The organism is Rhizobium nepotum 39/7 (assembly GCF_000949865.1).
Lineage (GTDB): Bacteria > Pseudomonadota > Alphaproteobacteria > Rhizobiales > Rhizobiaceae > Agrobacterium > Agrobacterium nepotum.
This window is the reverse complement of sequence record NZ_JWJH01000019.1, coordinates 160,125-177,730: the sequence shown is the minus strand read 5'-3', so window position 1 is coordinate 177,730 and position 17,606 is coordinate 160,125. Positions and strand designations below refer to the sequence as shown.

The 17,606-nt window shown below is 59.7% G+C and carries 21 protein-coding genes; 3 read left to right on the top strand and 18 right to left on the bottom strand.

Going from position 1 to position 17,606, the window contains the following annotated elements; genetic code table 11:
- The first annotated feature begins 249 nt into the window (after window positions 1–249).
- Together RS75_RS19575 and RS75_RS19570 are read left to right on the top strand one after the other, a co-directional pair.
- A complete protein-coding gene (locus RS75_RS19575) occupies window positions 250–939 on the top strand; it encodes a Crp/Fnr family transcriptional regulator (RefSeq protein ID WP_045023649.1) in 690 nt (229 codons plus the stop codon).
- 209 nt (window positions 940–1,148) lie between these two features.
- A complete protein-coding gene (locus RS75_RS19570; RefSeq protein ID WP_200893650.1) occupies window positions 1,149–1,619 on the top strand; it encodes a hypothetical protein in 471 nt (156 codons plus the stop codon).
- 151 nt (window positions 1,620–1,770) lie between these two features.
- Here RS75_RS19570 and ureG read toward each other — a convergent pair whose 3' ends face one another.
- Window positions 1,771–2,382, bottom strand: coding sequence for an urease accessory protein UreG (ureG, locus tag RS75_RS19565; RefSeq protein ID WP_045023535.1), 612 nt, complete (start codon window positions 2,380–2,382; stop codon window positions 1,771–1,773).
- A 312-nt stretch (window positions 2,383–2,694) separates the two neighbouring features.
- On the opposite strand from ureG, the gene RS75_RS19560 reads away from it, so the two are divergent.
- On the top strand, window positions 2,695–3,720 hold the full coding sequence (locus RS75_RS19560) for a glycosyltransferase family 4 protein (RefSeq protein ID WP_084687097.1): 1,026 nt from the start codon (window positions 2,695–2,697) through the stop codon (window positions 3,718–3,720).
- A gap of 19 nt (window positions 3,721–3,739) precedes the next feature.
- Here RS75_RS19560 and RS75_RS19555 read toward each other — a convergent pair whose 3' ends face one another.
- The 17 genes from RS75_RS19555 to urtB all read right to left on the bottom strand — a co-directional run bounded on the left by RS75_RS19555 (window position 3,740) and on the right by urtB (window position 17,560).
- Entirely contained in the window at window positions 3,740–4,441 is a 702-nt protein-coding gene (locus RS75_RS19555; protein ID WP_045023647.1) for an urease accessory protein UreF, read from the bottom strand.
- A gap of 55 nt (window positions 4,442–4,496) precedes the next feature.
- Window positions 4,497–4,979 carry an urease accessory protein UreE gene (ureE, locus tag RS75_RS19550; RefSeq protein ID WP_045017642.1) on the bottom strand — a complete coding sequence of 161 codons (483 nt, stop codon included), beginning with the start codon at window positions 4,977–4,979 and terminating at the stop codon, window positions 4,497–4,499.
- A 325-nt stretch (window positions 4,980–5,304) separates the two neighbouring features.
- The gene (locus RS75_RS19545) at window positions 5,305–5,841 is read right to left on the bottom strand and encodes a peroxiredoxin (RefSeq protein WP_045023530.1); all 537 of its coding nucleotides are present in this window, start codon (window positions 5,839–5,841) and stop codon (window positions 5,305–5,307) included.
- A gap of 168 nt (window positions 5,842–6,009) precedes the next feature.
- Window positions 6,010–6,681 carry a TIGR02117 family protein gene (locus RS75_RS19540; protein WP_045023528.1) on the bottom strand — a complete coding sequence of 224 codons (672 nt, stop codon included), beginning with the start codon at window positions 6,679–6,681 and terminating at the stop codon, window positions 6,010–6,012.
- Window positions 6,682–6,690: 9 nt separating this feature from the next.
- Complete coding sequence (ureC, locus tag RS75_RS19535) at window positions 6,691–8,400, bottom strand: urease subunit alpha (RefSeq protein ID WP_045023527.1); 1,710 nt, start codon at window positions 8,398–8,400, stop codon at window positions 6,691–6,693.
- A gap of 4 nt (window positions 8,401–8,404) precedes the next feature.
- Window positions 8,405–9,049, bottom strand: a complete 645-nt coding sequence (locus tag RS75_RS19530) for a Urease operon accessory protein (protein ID WP_045023526.1) — start codon at window positions 9,047–9,049, stop codon at window positions 8,405–8,407.
- A gap of 5 nt (window positions 9,050–9,054) precedes the next feature.
- Window positions 9,055–9,468, bottom strand: a complete 414-nt coding sequence (locus tag RS75_RS19525) for a lysozyme inhibitor LprI family protein (RefSeq protein WP_045023525.1) — start codon at window positions 9,466–9,468, stop codon at window positions 9,055–9,057.
- 3 nt (window positions 9,469–9,471) lie between these two features.
- Complete coding sequence (locus RS75_RS19520) at window positions 9,472–9,828, bottom strand: GFA family protein (protein ID WP_045023524.1); 357 nt, start codon at window positions 9,826–9,828, stop codon at window positions 9,472–9,474.
- Window position 9,829: 1 nt separating this feature from the next.
- Window positions 9,830–10,135 (bottom strand): urease subunit beta, encoded by a 306-nt coding sequence (locus RS75_RS19515; RefSeq protein ID WP_045023523.1) that lies wholly within the window; start codon window positions 10,133–10,135, stop codon window positions 9,830–9,832.
- Between the two features lie 20 nt (window positions 10,136–10,155).
- Complete coding sequence (locus RS75_RS19510) at window positions 10,156–10,410, bottom strand: DUF1272 domain-containing protein (protein WP_045023522.1); 255 nt, start codon at window positions 10,408–10,410, stop codon at window positions 10,156–10,158.
- A 10-nt stretch (window positions 10,411–10,420) separates the two neighbouring features.
- Window positions 10,421–10,723: an urease subunit gamma gene (locus RS75_RS19505; protein ID WP_045023521.1), complete on the bottom strand. Its 303-nt coding sequence runs from the start codon at window positions 10,721–10,723 to the stop codon at window positions 10,421–10,423.
- Window positions 10,724–10,832: 109 nt separating this feature from the next.
- The gene (locus tag RS75_RS19500; protein ID WP_045023645.1) at window positions 10,833–11,684 is read right to left on the bottom strand and encodes an urease accessory protein UreD; all 852 of its coding nucleotides are present in this window, start codon (window positions 11,682–11,684) and stop codon (window positions 10,833–10,835) included.
- A complete protein-coding gene (locus RS75_RS19495) occupies window positions 11,591–12,844 on the bottom strand; it encodes an alpha/beta hydrolase family esterase (RefSeq protein ID WP_045023520.1) in 1,254 nt (417 codons plus the stop codon). Before RS75_RS19495 ends, RS75_RS19500 begins: the two co-directional genes overlap by 94 nt.
- A 251-nt stretch (window positions 12,845–13,095) precedes the next feature.
- Window positions 13,096–13,791: an urea ABC transporter ATP-binding subunit UrtE gene (gene urtE, locus RS75_RS19490; protein ID WP_045023643.1), complete on the bottom strand. Its 696-nt coding sequence runs from the start codon at window positions 13,789–13,791 to the stop codon at window positions 13,096–13,098.
- 211 nt (window positions 13,792–14,002) lie between these two features.
- Entirely contained in the window at window positions 14,003–14,764 is a 762-nt protein-coding gene (urtD, locus tag RS75_RS19485; protein ID WP_045023519.1) for an urea ABC transporter ATP-binding protein UrtD, read from the bottom strand.
- Window positions 14,765–14,771: 7 nt separating this feature from the next.
- Window positions 14,772–15,950 carry an urea ABC transporter permease subunit UrtC gene (gene urtC, locus RS75_RS19480; RefSeq protein WP_045023518.1) on the bottom strand — a complete coding sequence of 393 codons (1,179 nt, stop codon included), beginning with the start codon at window positions 15,948–15,950 and terminating at the stop codon, window positions 14,772–14,774.
- The gene (gene urtB / locus RS75_RS19475) at window positions 15,947–17,560 is read right to left on the bottom strand and encodes an urea ABC transporter permease subunit UrtB (protein ID WP_045023517.1); all 1,614 of its coding nucleotides are present in this window, start codon (window positions 17,558–17,560) and stop codon (window positions 15,947–15,949) included. Before urtB ends, urtC begins: the two co-directional genes overlap by 4 nt.
- Window positions 17,561–17,606 lie beyond the last annotated feature (46 nt).

The following is a 17,606-nucleotide window of genomic DNA, read 5'->3' as shown; positions in this document are numbered from 1 at the left end:
GGCACACACTCGCTCCATATTTCCCCCTGCGGTCTGGAGCACGAATGGCCTAGCCCGCACAACAACACCAAAACCCATTTGATCGAAATCAATTCGCTTTTCGACCCGGCTGCTAATCTCCCTCGCATCGGGAATTGCCGGTCGAAGGATAATGCGATGAGTTCTTTTCAGATAGGCGCGCGGGAAAAGGAACATCCCCGGTTTCATATCGCTTCGGACAACCCGGCAAAAGGTTTGGGCGGGAGCCGGATGGACGTGAACAAGACCGTGAAGCTGAGCAACAGGGACAGGAACATTCTGTTGCGCGCGCCCCTGATAGGGATTGCCGATGACGCGGCGGCGCTGAAGCTGATGGAGGCGGCGACAGTCACCAGTCTCAATGCCCGTCATGTGCTCTTCAAGGAAGGCGAGGCAGCGCAATATTTCTACTGCGTGCTTTCGGGTTATGTGCGGCTTTACCGGCTGGACAGGCACGGGCGCGAGGCGGATGTGCGTGTCAGCGGCCCGGGCGAGAGTTTCAACGAATGCCTGATCTTCGGCAGCGACAGCTATCGCTACAATGCGCAGGTGGCGGAGAACTGCACGCTTGCGCGTTTCGATCTGACACGAATCCGAAACCTCATCGATCAGGAGCCGGCAATCGCCAAGGCCGTCATGCGTTGCCTTTCCAACAGCCTGCTCGGAACCTTGGATTGTATCGCCAACGACCGGCTGCAAACCGCGCCGCAGCGCGTCGCCCATTATCTCATCAATGAGGGTCCGCGTGACGCCACTTCCTTTTCGCTGCGGCTGCCCTTCCAGAAAAGCCTGCTCGCCGGCAAGCTCGGCCTTGCGCCGGAAGCCCTGTCGCGCGCATTCTCGACCTTGAAGAAGGTAGGTGTCTCCGTGCGCGGCCGCATCGTACAGGTCAACGATGTCGCGGCGCTGAAGCGTATCTAGCAGGCTGACGAGAAACGTGCCGGCGCCACCCTTCCGCAGGGCGCCGCAGCAGAGGCCTGGCGAGACTGCCCTCACATCAGATCACAAGACTATCTTAAGCATTGAATTGGTTGCCCATTCCGCTTTACCCGGCCGCCCGCTATAATAGCATTGCAAAAAATATGCAGCCGCAACGTTGAAGAGGGACGTCCATGCCACGCTACCGACATTTGACAGGCCTGTTTGCCGCAGCTTCGCTGAGTGCGTTCATGGAGCATAGTGCTGTAGCCCAATCGAGTGTGAAAGCCATGCCGACGAACAGCCCGCGCACCTATGTGGCCGTGTCTAACGGGACTTCGGCAACGCTCGGAGAAACAATGAAACTCAGCCGCACCTCCGCACATTTTTCCCTGTTGAAGGGGGAAATGAAGCTTCAGTATTCCGATACCTGGAAAAACAGCGGCGATACGGAATTCGGCGGAGACGTCTATCAGGTGCTGAACGCAGATGCGTTTTTCTCGCTGAACAAGGGCAAGAACGGCTTTTGTGATCAGCCGGTCCGGTGGGTCACAGTCAAGGATTCAAGCGATACCCTTGGTGCAGGCGCCATTCGCGTCGGCATGCTCAGCATCAAGGACTGGCACAAATATAACCCCAATTCTCTCGGCGCATGCAGCGCGGACTCATTCGCGCTGAAATAATCTTTTCCCATCGAAGCCATCACCAGGCCGGTTGCAGCACGAGGCAGAACGCCTCGCTTTGCCGATGGATCAGATGGCCGCCGGTGCCTTGTGGACACCGGCGACGAAGAGGGAAACGACAGGGACCGAAACGGCGGGGCGTGGCCTTATCTCAGAGACCGCCCTGCTCTTTCAGGAAACCGACGATGCGATCGACACCCTCGCCGCGCTTCATATCGGTAAAGACGAAGGGCATGGCCTTGCGCATGCGGGTCGCGTCGCTGTCCATCACCGTCAGATCGGCGTCGACGTAAGGAGCAAGGTCTTTCTTGTTGATGACAAGCAGATCCGAGCGGGTGATGCCCGGCCCGCCCTTGCGCGGAATTTCCTCGCCCTGGCAGACGGAAATCACATAGATGGTGATATCGGCGAGGTCGGGCGAGAAGGTCGCCGCGAGATTGTCGCCGCCGGATTCGATGAAGACCACGTCGAGATCGGGAAACCGCGCATTGAGACCGGCAATCGCCTGCAAATTGATCGTCGCATCCTCCCGGATGGCGGTATGCGGACACCCGCCCGTCTCGACGCCGACGATACGCTCGGAGGGCAGCGCCTGCATGCGCACCAGCGCCTCCGCATCCTCCTTGGTATAGATATCGTTGGTGACGACGGCGACGGAATAATCGGCGCTCATCGCCTTGCAGAGCTTTTCCGTCAGCGCAGTCTTGCCGGAACCGACCGGCCCGCCAATGCCGACACGCAGCGGACCATTACCCGATTTCATGCCTGATTTCTCCACTCTGTTTTCTTCAATATTCTGGAAAACAGACAATATCACCCCAACGACCGCGTGCAACGAGAAAACCCCAATAGGATCAGGGGCGCCCAGATTTTCTATCCCTTCATCACTTGCGACTCCAACCCTACCAAATAAATAATAGCGCTAGAATATAGAAATATATCATATTAATATATACAAAAATACTTATAATATATTTACTATTGAAACTTTCAATTCAAGTATATATCTGGATACAGTGCCTTAAATATTAAAATTACAAAAATAATTTTAGAATTTACTTTTAAAGATATAAATATGAATTGTAAAATCCGCGTTGCCGCAGATACACGCTGGCCAGATACAACCGGTATCGGCCGAGTTCAAAATGAAATGACCAAACGAATGCCGGAGCCTTTCGAGATCGTCGCCTTGCCGGTTTCCGGGCGGATCGGCAGTATTTTCGGCCCGTTGCTTTTGTATATTTCTTTAAAAACCCATGGAAAGAACACAAAGCTGTTCTGGAATCCCGGCTTCGTCCCGCCACTGCTGGGATGCAGGAAATCAGTAGTCGTGATACATGATTTAACTCATCTTCGACACTATACAGTTTTCCACAGAGTGTACTTTACCGTAATACTGCGTCGTCTGTATCGTCGCTGCGCCGCAGTGATCTGTGTTTCTGATTTCGTAAAGCGGGAATTCCTGCAATGGTCGCAGATGCCGGAGCGGAAAGTGTTCGTCGTTCCGAACGGAGTCGACGACGCCTTCTTCAAGGTCGCCCCAGCCGTCCGGGTGCAATTGGGCTACAGATACATTCTGTATCCCGGCAATGCGCGCAAGTACAAGAATCTTGAGCGGTTGATTGAAGCCTATTCGGTTTCCAGGGTTTGGGAACAAGACATCCACCTTGTTCTGACGACATCCATGACAGCGCATTTCGAAACCCAAATCCGGAATGCGGGCCTCACATCGTTCGTGCATTTTCTGGGCGAATATGCCGCGAACGACATGCCCGAACTCTATCAGGGCGCCCACATGATAGCTTATGTCTCTCTGGCAGAGGGCTTCGGCCTCCCGATCATCGAAGGTATGGCTGCCGGCGTCCCCGTTGTGACCTCCAATGTCACTTCAATGCCTATGGTAGCAGGGGATGCAGCTGTTCTTGTCGATCCCTTTTCAGTCCCTTCGATCGCCGACGCCATCCATCGGGTTTGCCTAGATGAAACATTACGAGCTGAACTGATAGAAAAGGGCAACGATCAGGCCAAGAAGTACTCCTGGGATCGGTCGGCGACACTATTGTGGACTATAATGGGTGAGGTGGCCGCCTCCCTCGATTAGCCAGACGCCGCCCAACCGCTCAGGAACGGAACAGCCTGACGTGCAACGTTTCGTGCCGGAGCGAGGCGATCTCCGCCTGAACAGTTGCGGTGCCCAGATCGTCGAGTGTCGTTTCCGCTGCGCGCCGGGAGATATCTTCTACTTGCGTTTCAAGAGATGCAATGATTGCCACGGCGTCTCTCTGGCCCGTTACACCTAGCCTGATGCTCGCCGAGACAGCCTGCGACACAGCCGCGTGCAAATAGGCGGCAAGCGCCTGAACCAGCGGCACATCATGGCCCGATGCAACTGCGGCAACGGCAATGGGAAATGGCGCGTCTGCGGGAAGGCGCTGAAGAACCGGAGTTGGCCAGGCTGACGCTGCAGCGCAGAAAGCCTTTGCCAACGAGGAGGTCTCCATGTGGCGTTCCGCCGATCCAGCAAGAGCCAAGCCAAGCGCTGCCACGTCGTGAAGGCCGCAGCTTTCTCCTGTCTGCCGCCAGGCCTCAGCGAACAGTACCGCATCGTTCCACAGCGAACCGTGGCCGAGCAACGTTGCCAGCCAAGACTCCAAATCCGCAGCGTCTTTTATCAGCCCGTCCGCGACCGCCCTCTCCAAACCGCCTGACCACACGAATCCCCCAATTGGAAAGGCAGGTGACAGCCACGCCATCAAGCGCAGGAGCGCCCTCGTGTTCAGCCCTGTCTCAGCCGCAGAATTGCTTGGCAGATTAGTTGGCATCTCCTCCCCTTTCATGGCATTTAATCGCGGCGACGCCGCGATCTTCGCCCATGCTTCAGCCATGGTCGTGATGGTGGCCATGATCGTGCCCGTGGGAATGGCCGCCATGGGCGTGGTAAGCACCGCGGGCCGGCTGGAAAGGTTCCTCGACATCGCGCACGGTTGCGCCGAGACCTTCCAGCATGGCGCGGATGACGTGGTCGCGCAGGATGAGAATACGCTCCTCCTCGATCTGCGCGGAAAGGTGCCGGTTGCCCAGGTGCCAAGCCAGCTCGATCAGGTGAAGGCGATCTTTCGCCTTGATTTCGAACAGCTTTTCATCCGCCGCGCGAACCTCCACCAAATCACCGTTCTCCACCACCAGAAGATCGCCATGGGCAAAAAGCACGGCTTCCTTCAAATCCAGCATCACCATCTCGTCATTCTGCAAATGCAGCAGTTTGCGACGCAGATGCCGCTGGTCATGCGCCAGAGTGACATAACCGGAAGGCTCGTCGGCAGGAGTTCCGGCGGGGTGATAGGAGGTGACGCGCAGCATGGGATGATCCGTTTCAGAAACAGTCTTGGGGTTTCGATTTTTGACGGATAGGCGGGGTGATTTCAAGGCGTGATTTCAAGACGAATGGGATACGCCACGGAGCATGAAAAAACCGAAAGGGTGCCGGGCGGGGTGCACCCTGTTTACGAGCGTCCCTTCGAACGCGACGTCATCCACGGGCTTGTCCCGAGGATCTATCACCGTTCAATGAAATCAATCGGTTGCAGATGCCCGGGACAGGCCCGAGCATGACGGAGGAGAGGTTTTCAGTCCTCACCAACCAAGACGGACCCGGCATCATCGCCGGGTCTTCGCAAATCCGCAATCAGGCCGCAGCGCGGCTCTTGAGGTGTTCCAGAATGTTCTGCGGCGAGGAAACGCCGTAAGGGTCGGTATCGCTATTGTCGCAATAGCCCTCTTCCTCGAACCACTGCTCCACCAGACCGTCGTTGATGACAGCGGCGTAACGCCAGGAGCGCATGCCGAAACCGAGATTGTCCTTGGCGACCAGCATGCCCATCTTGCGGGTGAACTCGCCCGAACCGTCAGGAATGACCTTGACGTTTTCGAGGTTCTGGCCCTTGGCCCAGGCATTCATCACGAAGGCATCGTTGACCGACAGGCAATAGATTTCATCGACGCCGAGCGCGCGGAATTCGCCCGCAAGCTTTTCGAAATCGGGAAGCTGGAAGGTCGAGCAGGTCGGCGTGAAAGCGCCGGGCAGCGAGAAGAGAACGACTCGTCTGCCCTTGAAATAATCGTCGGAGGTCATGTCCTGCCAACGGAAAGGGTTCGGGCCGCCAACGGCCTCATCACGAACACGGGTGCGAAATGTAACGGCGGGCACTTTTTTGCCGAGCATGTCTTGTCTCCTGATCTGTCGTCAATTTTCCAGCGTTTCGCACGGATTGCTTGGGATCGCTCCGCACGGAATTCTTTTGGCGCTTCCATAGCGCAAGATGCATTGCGGTGCAGCATAAAAATGGGATTACCAGACGTCAAATGAGCGAAACGTCGCATCGGCAAAAGATCAATTATGCAGATCGACGGACCACCGCAGCAGCAGCGGCAATGGCGTCCACCAACCGGTGCGAATGCCTGCTTCGCGCAGCATGGCGGCCGACCATGTGTTGCAGCCGGCGAACGCATTGAACCAGCCACTCGCCTCGAAAAACGAGTCCGTAAGATAGTAGGTAACACCCGGCACCATCAGGACCTTGCCATTGTCCCGCAGGAAACTCGCGCGAATGCCCGCCACAAGACGCTGATAGCCGGTTTCGGAAATGCGAAGGCGTTTTGCCCCGACAAGGTCGGCGGGAAGGCCGCCCGTCACGTCCACATGCATAACCGACCGGTCCAGCGTCAACGAGCGCAGGACAGGCATGGGTTTCAGGTCGGCCCAGGTAGGCGTCTGTATATAGAACGACCTGCCGCCCCAGCCGAACACCAGATAGGCAGCGGCGGGATGGTTGACCGCGATACCGCCCTCCTGCAATTCGGAAAAGGTCTGCCGCAGACCGTCATCGACCGGCAGGGCGATATCGGTGTGGATCGGGTTGGACAATAGCAGGATTTCGCGATCCCCCGCGCCTCCACTTGCATCGTCAGAGAAAAAGGGACGCGGCACGACGGTGCCGAGCACCAGAAGCAGGACGATCAGCAGCAGGCCACCGCCGATCCACCTTGTGATAAATCTCAACACGAAACGCCGTTAAAACAGGAAATAACGCTGCGCCATCGGCAATACCGACGCCGGTTCGCAGGTCAGAAGCTCGCCATCGGCGCGCACCTCGTAGGTTTCCGGATCGACCTCGATATGCGGGGTGAGCGAATTGTGGATCATCGACGCCTTGGAAATACCGCCGCGCACATTCTTCACCGCCAAAAGCTTCTTTGCAACGCCGAGACGCTGGGCCAGCCCGGCATCCAGCGACGCCTGACTGACGAACGTAACGGAGGAATTGGTGCGCAGCTTGCCATGGGCGGCAAACATCGGCCGGTAGTGCATCGGCTGCGGTGTGGGAATGGACGCATTCGGATCGCCCATCGGCGCTGCCGCGATGGAGCCGCCAAGCAGCACCATTTCGGGCTTCACGCCGAAAAAGGCCGGGTTCCACAGCACCAGATCGGCGCGTTTACCGACTTCGATCGAGCCGATCTCGTGGCTGACGCCCTGGGCGATGGCAGGGTTGATGGTGTATTTGGCGATATAACGGCGGACGCGGAAATTGTCGTTTTCGCCGGTCTCTTCCTTCAGGCGGCCGCGCTGGCGCTTCATCTTGTCGGCCGTCTGCCAGGTGCGGATCGCCACTTCGCCGACACGGCCCATGGCCTGACTGTCGGAGGAAATGATCGAAAACGCGCCAATATCGTGGAGAATATCCTCAGCCGCGATGGTTTCCTTGCGGATACGGCTTTCGGCAAAGGCGATGTCTTCGGGAATGGACGACGACAGATGGTGGCACACCATCAGCATATCCAGATGCTCGGCAAGCGTATTGATAGTGTAAGGCCGCGTCGGGTTGGTGGAAGACGGAATGACGTTCGGATTGCCGCAGACCTTGATGATATCAGGCGCATGGCCGCCGCCCGCCCCTTCGGTATGGAAGGCATGGATGGTGCGGCCCTTGATGGCGGCAATCGTGTCTTCCACGAAGCCGCTCTCGTTCAGCGTATCGGTGTGGATCATCACCTGCACATCATATTCGTCGGCCACCGTCAGGCAATTGTCGATGGCGGCCGGTGTCGTGCCCCAGTCCTCATGCAGCTTCAGCGAGGATGCGCCGGCAAGTATCATCTCTTCCAGAGGTGCTGGCAGCGAGGCATTACCCTTGCCGGCCAGCGCCAGATTCATCGGAAATCCATCGAAACTTTCGATCATCCGCTCGATGTGCCATGCGCCGGTGCAGGTGGTGGCGAGCGTGCCATGCGCCGGGCCGGAACCGCCGCCCAGCATGCAGGTGACGCCGCTCATCAGCGCTTCCTCGGTCTGCTGCGGGCAGATGAAGTGAATATGCGCATCCATGCCGCCGGCCGTCAGGATCTTGCCTTCGCCGGCGATTGCCTCCGTCGAGGGGCCGACGATGATCGTGACGCCCGGCTGCGTATCGGGGTTGCCCGCCTTGCCGATGGCGTGGATGCGCCCGTTCTTCAGGCCGACATCCGCCTTGTAGATGCCGCTGTGGTCGACGATCACGACATTGGTGATGACGGTATCGACGGCGCCCTCGGCCCGTGTCGCCTGGCTCTGGCCCATGCCGTCGCGAATGACCTTGCCGCCACCGAATTTCACCTCCTCGCCATAGGTCGTGTAGTCCTTCTCGATCTCGATGAAGAGTTCGGTATCGGCAAGGCGCACCTTGTCGCCAACGGTCGGACCGAACATGCCGGCATAGGCGGCGCGGGAAATCTTGTAAGGCATGGGTTCAGGCTCCTTCGGACGCGGAGAAAATCGATGTGGGAGAAATTCGTGTCAGTCTGCCCTCGTGTGTGAGGGCCTCGACCAGTTGTTTTTCGGCGGCAAACGGATGGCCGTTCCAGCCGTGATGACCAAAACCGGCAATAGCCACCTCGTCATCATCGCCGCTCAGGCTTTCCAGAACATGGGCAATCGCCAAAAGTCCGGTGCTCGGGCAGACGTAAGGGGCCGGCGCATAGGCCTGCAACGCGCGGTCCAGCCGCTCATGCACGCCGCGCGGAATGACGATGTGGCTCTTGCCGGTTTCCTCGGCGATCGCGGCGAAACGGGGCGTATAATCGGCGCAGAAGTCAGTGAGTTCGGGCCAGTGCGCGCGAATATCCGGCTCCATTTCGGCAAACTTCGCCGGGTCGCGAACCGACCAGATGGCGGAAGCCTGCCGCACCCCGTCACTCTCACGCCATTCGGTCCCTTCGCTCATCTCGCGGCCGGGCCGCCCGGTATTGCAGACGGCCACCACATCCGTGCGGCTGCCGCCAACGCCCAGCGAACGGCAATCGTTGAAGCGGATGACGACGTCGGAAAGGTCGATAAGATCCGCCACGCCCTGCGGCAGTTCCCCGTTTCCGACAATCGTGATCCGTCGCCCCATGCCGGTCAGAAACCTTCCGAAAATTGGCGCAATTCGTCGGCGCGTTTGCTGCTCATATCGGCAAGGCAGGCGGAAACCAGCATCGGCTCCATCGTGCCGCCGCGCGCCTGAAAGCCGAAGGCATCGCAATTGGCATCACGAAACGCCACCCAGGCGCGCTGGGCGGTAATCAATGCGTCGGTTGCGCCCTTGTCGCTCTCCTCCGCGCTTCTGTCACGCTCGGCAAGCTGCTTGCGAACCTTCTGGTACTCGGCGTTCAGTTGCCTGTCGGCCTTTTCGTAATCCTCGCCGGCGCACTCGGTCATGTCGGTCTGGGTTTGCGGCGATGTGCAATCGGGCGCATCGTCGGCAAGTGCTGGGCCAACGGCCAGAAACAGCAGCGCCGCTGCGGCATGGAGTTTTTGCACAGTCACAGCCATCGCTCAGGCAGCCGCGCCATCGAAAGCCTGCGGCTTCAGCGCACGCGGATCGACACCATCGAGACAATTGGCATTCACCGCCACCATCGGCGTTCCGTCCGGCCCGTCGGCATAGGCAAAACTTTCAATGCCGCAGGTGGAGCAGAAGAGATGACGGATGTGGTGTTTGTTGAACAGATATTCCGTCAGCTTGTCCTCGCCGGAAAGCAGGGTGAACTTGTCACGCGGCGCAAAGGCAAGCGTCGAGCCGAGGCGCTTGCAGCGCGAGCAATTGCACACAACGGTGTGGTCGAGATCGGCATCGACCTCGAAGCTGACGTCGCCGCACTGGCAGCTTCCATGATAATGCGCCGTGGCCATGTCAGAGCTTCCCCATGATCTGTTGACGAAAACCGTAAACCTCGCGTTTGCCGGCAAGCGGCACCAGCGTCACTTCCCGCTTCTGGCCGGGTTCGAAACGAACCGCAGTTCCCGCCGGAATATCGAGACGCATGCCGCGAACCTTGTCGCGGTCGAAGACCAGACCCGCATTGGTCTCGAAGAAATGGTAGTGGCTGCCCACCTGAACCGGCCGGTCTCCGGTATTGGCCACCTCGATCGTCACCGTCGGCTGGCCGGCGTTGAGTTCGATGGTGCCTTCTGCGGCAATGATTTCGCCTGGTTTCATGGTGCTCCCCTTTATCTCTCTCAAGCGGCCGTGACTGTCGCGCAGCCTTCGGCCTTCAGGACCCGCTTCGTCGATGCCGGATTGTTGACGAGCTTGGCCAAGGGGCGGATGGGCCTGCGAACCAGCTCACCGCCGCAATTCGGGCAGGCTCCGTGAAGCACATCCGTCGCGCAATCGGCGCAGAAGGTGCATTCGAACGAGCAGATCATCGCCTCGCTCGCGGGCGGCAAATCCCGGTCGCAGCATTCGCAATTGGGCCGAAGTTCCAGCGCCATATCTGCCCCCTTACCGTATCGGTTCGTGAACGGTCACAAGCTTGGTGCCATCAGGAAACGTCGCCTCCACCTGCACATCATGGATCATCTCGGCGATACCTTCCATCACCTGATCGCGGGAAATGACATGCGCGCCGGCTTCCATCAGGTCGGCCACGGCACGGCCATCGCGCGCACCCTCGACCACGAAATCGCTAATCAGCGCAATCGCTTCGGGATAGTTCAGCTTCACGCCACGCTCCAGCCGGCGGCGCGCCACCATGGCGGCCATGGAAATCAGCAGCTTGTCTTTTTCTCTCGGAGTAAGGTTCATCGTCGTCCCGCAGCTTTCGCATCAGCCCCTTTTACCGGTAACGTTCCGGGGCAAAATCCGACTTGTTTGACAGACCCCGGACGTTGCCGATAACCGGCAATCCGGAGCTTTACAGATTCCAGACTTTCGGCACTGGCGCACCGTTTCGCAAGAGCGAAATGATCGGAAAAAGTATTTTTCTGAGGGAGAAACCGTCAGTGGCGGAAACGCGCACGACAAGCTTGCCCTGCCATTCGCTGGCGCCGCCGCTTTCCCCGGCAATAGCCCGGATTTTAGGCAAAAGCGCCTCGGCCAGAGGCCCGATATAGAGAAGCGTGGCGAAGGCCACCTGGCCGGCAAGCACCGCCGGTTTCGCGGTCAGTTCCGCCACTTCGCCCGCAAGCAGCAGCTCTTCGGCATGCACCAGCCGGCCGCCATGGCGAATGCGCCAGCGATCCCGGAACAGGCCATGCTCCATGGCCTCGCCCATGGCCTGACGCCCGAGCAGCACAGCTTCGACGGCGATGAATTCGGAAGATGCGTCGAGATCGGCTTCCAGCCTGCGGGTCAGCGATGCGCGATCGAAAAGAATGGTTTCCTGCGGCAGCCAGTGCAATCTCGCACCCGGCCCGGCGGTAGCGCGGGCGGTGACGGTGGCGGTTCCGGAGGATGCCTTGTAGACCTTCTCGCAGGCTTGCGTCGTCACCACCAGCGATGTGCCGGCACCGGCAACCGCCTGCCACTCGATTTCATCTCCGCCGGTCAAACCGCCGGAGGAATTGATGAGAATAGCCTCGATCTCATTGGAAAACGTATCCGGCAGGCGGATCTTGGCGCAACCTTCCTGAAACAACTGGTCCAGCCGGCTGCGCCCTTCGACTGCCTTGGTTACAATGCGTCCTCTGCCACGGGCGCGTTGCTGCCGGACAGGTTCAGCGTCTTGGATACCGGAAGGGCGGATGACTTGCTGTTCTGGCTGCACGCGGTCTCCGAAGCGGTTGCGGAAGCGGACCCGGCCTTGGCGCCGCAATCCTTTTTGACAACGGCGTCCACCACCAGCTGTCCTTCCGTGTTGCGGAAGAAGTCCCACATTCTTTCCGCTGCATCAACCGTGCGCGTCACTTCACCTGTGGGCATCTTGCGCTCCACGGCGGGTTCCGCCTTCGGCGTCTGTTCGCCGCCCGGTTTGCGGGTGAGGACGGCGCTGGCGGCCAGCACTTCCGCCTTCATGGTGGCGCGCGGCCAGGCATGGTCCCAATTCTCGATAAGATAGGACTGGATGCGCGCGCCGCCCTTGCAGACATCGTAGGAATTGAGGGTGAAACTCTCGCCCGTCCTGCTTTTTGCGCCGCCCTTGCAGCCGTCAATTTCGGCCCAGCGCTTCAGCGCCGTCTCGCCGCCATATTGCCAATAGGACTTGCCGCCGCCCTGATAGGGATTGGCGGGATCCTTCAACCCGGCAAAGGCGATGATCGACATCGGCCGCGCCGGCTTGCAGCTTGCCGCATCCGGTCCCCATTTGCCCTCGGTCTCCAGCGGATAACCGGCACGCAGCGACGCGACGAAGCCGGCGGCGGTAAAATCCGCGCTGCCGTTGCAGATGAATTGCGACAGCATGCGCCCGCCGCCGGAATAACCGGAACCGTAAAAACGCTCCTCGTCGACGCAGAACTTGCCCTTCACCATGTCGATCGTATCGCGAATGAAACTCACCTCGTCCAGCCCACCGGGGCGCGTGGTGACGCCCGGAACGTTCCAGGCATGGGTGCCGGGCATTTCGCCATTGAGGCTGCCCGCCAGCGCCACCACGACAAGGCCGTCGCGCTCGGCAAGCTTGTCCCAGCCGCTGCGGTTCAGCTGGCCGTGCGGATTGCTGTTGGAACCGTGGAAATCGAACACCACCGGCAACGGCTTTTTTCCGTCATAGGCAGAGGGAACGAAATAGACGCCGTCGCGTTTTTGACCACTGGAGAGAATGGAAAAATCATGCCTGCCCGGCGCCATGCCGGGTCCGGAAACCTGACCGCAGGTCGATGCCGACGCTGCGGCGCCAACGCTCGCGCATATCGCAAGGCCCAGAACGAGGGTGCGGACGGAGCGGAACAGCCGGACGGCCCGGCCAGGGGCAAAGTCTTGATGCATTGACACGCCTTTTTGGCACTATTTCTCCGACGATACGTCGGACGTGCATGGAATGTAAGGGATCAACTGTCGCGGCGTGCGAATAGACTTTTCCTGTGTCTCGCATGCAGCATTTCCGCTGCCAATATCACAGGCTTTTATTCAATGAAATGTTAAATCAAGCATGAAAGCCATGCAGAGGCGCATAGGCTTTCAAAATATTAATCGGCCGTTTGCACGCCGTGATCGGCGCGCGCCGGTTTAGTCTCGAATTATACTGTCAGATGACGCCGTGCCTCGGGCGTATCCAGTGTTTCGGCAAGCCCCTCATGCACGATCTCGCCCCGGTCCATGATGTAGACATAGTCGGCAAGCTCGCGGCAGAAATCCAGATATTGCTCGACGAGCAGAATGGCCATGCCGGTTGAATCGCGCAGATATTTGATCGCCCGGCCGATATCCTTGATGATCGACGGCTGGATGCCCTCGGTCGGCTCGTCGAGGACCAGAATTTTCGGCCGCGTCACCAGCGCCCGGCCGATTGCCAGCTGCTGCTGCTGCCCGCCGGAGAGATCGCCGCCGCGCCTGCCCAGCATGGTTTGCAGCACCGGAAACAGGCTGAAAATATCGTCGGGAATGAAACGCTCCTTGCGCGGCAACGGCGCATAACCGCTTTCGAGGTTCTCCTGCACGCTGAGCAGCGGGAAGATTTCACGACCCTGCGGCACGTAACCGACGCCGCGCTTGGCCCGATGATAGGGCGCCAGCCCATCCAGTGCCGCCCCTTCGAAGCTGATCGACCCGCCACTGATGGCATGCTGACCGGTAACGGCGCGCAGCAGCGAGCTTTTGCCCACACCATTGCGACCGAGAACACAGGTGATTTTGCCCATCTCTGCCGTGAGCGACACGCCGCGCAGGGCTTGTGCCGCGCCGTAGTGGAGGTTGATGTTTTCGACGTTCAGCATGGTGAAACTCCATTGGCGCATTGGTGGGAGGCGCTACCCCCCTCTGCCCTGCCGGGCATCTCCCCCACAAGGGGGGAGATCGGCAAGCGGCCGACACCCTGCCCCATAACACCTTGGCGATGGAGCGAGCGGGTGCGGCATCTGATCTCCCCCCTTGAGGGGGAGATGCCCGGCAGGGCAGAGGGGGGTATGGCCAACGCAGACGCTTCCATCACCGCCCCAGATAATTCTCGATCACCTTCGGATCGCTGGACACGAAATCGATCGACCCTTCGGCGAGCACCGAGCCTTCGGCCAGACACGTCACCTTCACGCCCAACTCGCGGATGAAGCCCATGTCGTGCTCCACCACCACCACCGACCGGGTCTTGGCGATTTCTTTCAGAAGCACGGCGGTCTCGGCTGTCTCCGCATCCGTCATGCCGGCCACCGGCTCGTCCACCAGCAGCAGCTTCGGCTCTTGCGCCAAGAGCATGCCGATTTCCAGCCATTGTTTCTGACCGTGCGAGAGATTGGCGGCAAGATCGCTGCGGCGGTGGCTGAGGCGCACGGTGGCGAGGATTTCCTCGATGCGCGCCTTGTCCTCTTCCGTCAGCCGGTAGAACAGCGTGGCGAAAACACCGCGCTTGCGGTTCAGCGCCAGTTCCAGATTGTCCCAGACGGTGTGGCTTTCAAACACCGTCGGCTTCTGAAATTTCCGGCCGATGCCGAGCTGGGCGATATCCGCCTCGTCCTTTTTCGTGAGATCGACGCTGTCTTCGAACAGCACCGTGCCGCTATCCGGCCTCGTCTTGCCGGTGATGATATCCATCATCGTCGTCTTGCCCGCACCATTCGGGCCGATGATGGCGCGAAGCTCGCCCGGCTCCACCACGAAGGAAAGAGAATTGAGCGCCCTGAACCCATCGAAGGAGACGGAAACGCCATCCAGATAAAGCAGGCTTTTGGTTCTGTTTTCGGAAATCGTGTTCATATCCGTCTCACTCCGCCGCCTGTTGGGACACTGTCGCGGCACCGTCATTGCCCGGCTGCGCGGCCTTGCTCGCCGCCCGCGCGATGCGTTTTTCGCGACGTCCGGCCAGATAATGCTGCACGGTGCCGACGATGCCCTTCGGGAAGAACAGCGTCACCGCGATGAACAGGCCACCCAGCGCAAACAGCCAGAATTCGGGGAAAGCGCCGGTGAAATAGCTCTTGCCGCCATTGACCAGAATAGCGCCGATGATCGGCCCGATCAGCGTGCCGCGCCCGCCCACCGCCGTCCACACCACTACTTCAATGGAATTGGCGGGAGAAAATTCGCCCGGATTGATGATGCCGACCTGCGGCACGAACAGCGCGCCGGCAATGCCCGCCATCATGGCCGAGACGACGAAGGTAAAGAGCTTGATGTTTTCCACCCGGAAACCGAGGAAGCGCACCCGGCTTTCAGCGTCACGCACGCCCACCAGCACCTTGCCGAATTTGGAATTGACGATGCCGGACGCGATCAGCAGCGAGATCGCGAGCATCACCGCCGTCATGGCAAACAGCACGGCACGGGTGCCGTCCGCCTGCACGGAAAAGCCGAGAATGTCCTTGAAATCGGTCAGCCCATTATTGCCGCCGAAGCCCATGTCGTTGCGGAAGAAGGCAAGCAGCAGGGCGTAGGTCATGGCCTGGGTGATGATGGAGAGATAAACGCCGTTGACGCGCGAGCGGAAGGCAAACCAGCCGAACACGAAGGCGAGAAGACCCGGCACCACCAGCACCATCAGCGCCGCAAACCAGAACATGTCGAAGCCGTGCCAGAACCACGGCAGTTCCTTCCAGTTGAGGAACACCATGAAATCCGGCAGCACGGGATGGCCGTAGACGCCGCGCGTGCCGATCTGCCGCATCAGATACATGCCCATGGCATAACCGCCGAGCGCGAAGAAGGCGGCGTGGCCAAGCGAGAGAATGCCGCAATAACCCCAGACCAGATCAAGCGCCAGCGCGAGCAGCGCATAGGCCAGATATTTGCCGAGCATCGACATGATGTAGGTGGGGATACGGAATGCGCTGTCAGCCGGCAGCAACAGGTTGGAGGCGGGCACCAGCACGGCGATGGCCAGGATGATGGCGATGGCGATGGAAATGCGGCGATCGAGCGCGCGCAGGAGGAAGCCGGTAATCATGCTTCGATCGCCCTTCCCTTGAGTGCGAAGAGACCACGCGGCCGCTTCTGGATGAACAGGATGATGAGGACGAGCACGAGGATCTTGCCGAGCACGGCGCCGACAGTCGGCTCAAGGAACTTGTTGAGCACGCCGAGAGACAGCGCGCCGACCAGCGTTCCCCAGAGATTGCCGACACCGCCGAACACCACCACCATGAAACTGTCGATGATGTAGCTCTGGCCGAGATTGGGCGAGACATTGTCGATCTGCGAAAGCGCCACGCCCGCAAGGCCGGCAACGCCGGAACCGAGCGCGAAGGTGAAGGCATCCACCCAGGGCGTGCGAATGCCCATGGAGGAGGCCATGCGGCGGTTCTGGGTCACGGCGCGCATCTGCAGGCCGAAGGAGGAGCGCTTCAGGAGCACCAGCAGCGCGAAGAACACCGACAGCGAGAAGCAGACGATCCACACCCGGTTCCAGGTGAAATTGAGGTAACCGACGCTGAAGGAACCCGACATCCAGCCGGGGCTGCCGACTTCGCGATTGGTCGGGCCGAAGATGGAGCGCACGCCCTGTTGCAGCATCAGCGAGATGCCCCAGGTGGCCAGCAGCGTCTCCAGCGGTCGCCCGTAAAGGAAGCGGATGACGCCGCGTTCCATGACGAGGCCGACAAAGGCCGTGACCAGAAAGGCGACGGGCAGAGCGATGGCCAGCGACCAGTCGAACAGGCCGGGGAAATTCGAACGGATCACCTCCTGCACCATGAAGGTGGAGTAAGCGCCGATCATCACCATCTCGCCATGCGCCATGTTGATGATGCCCATCACGCCGAAGGTGATGGCAAGGCCGATGGCGGCGAGCAGAAGTACGGAACCGAGCGACAGGCCGTACCAGATGTTCTGCGCGTAGTCCCAGAACGCAAGCGAGCTTTGAATGCCTGATATCGCACTGTCGATATCGGGTTTCAGGCTTGGATCGACGGAAGCGGACGCCGCCATCAGAATGCCGATCGCGTCGCGCCCGCCCAGCTTCTTGATGGTCGCGATCGCGTCTTTCTTCTGTTCGAGCGGGCGGTCGGAGGAAAGCAGCGAAACGGCCCGCGCCTCCTCCATCCGGGTCCGCACTTCATTGTCGGTTTCCTTGGCGATGGCCGTTTCCAGCAATTCGAGATTTTCCGCGCTCGGTGCCTTCAGAACGGCATCGGCCGCCGAAAGTCGCACGGATTTTTCCGGGCTGAGCAGGGTCAGCCCGCCCATTGCGGCGCGAATGACGCGGCGAAGATTATTATTGACCCTGATCTTGGTAACCGTAGCCTTCGGCGCTTCGCCTGCACTTTCGCCCGACAGCGGATCGATCAGCGTGAAGTTGGACCCGGCGGGCCGCGTCATGAAAACCAGATTGTCGGTCTTGCGCACGTAAAGATCACCCGAAGCGAAAGCCTCGAGCGCCGGCACGACCCGCGCATCGCCGGTGGCGGCGATCTGGCCGATCAAAGTTTCGGCCTGCTTGAAATCCGCAGTGCCGAGCGCATCGATCAACGCCTTCGGATCGCTTTGCGCCACGGATTGGGCCGCGATCCCAAGGGTGAGCCAGAAAAAAACAGCTCCGAGAAAAGATCGGATCGTCATGTCGGTTCCTTAGAGCGTTTCCGGTAAAAGCGCCGTCTGTGGGTGC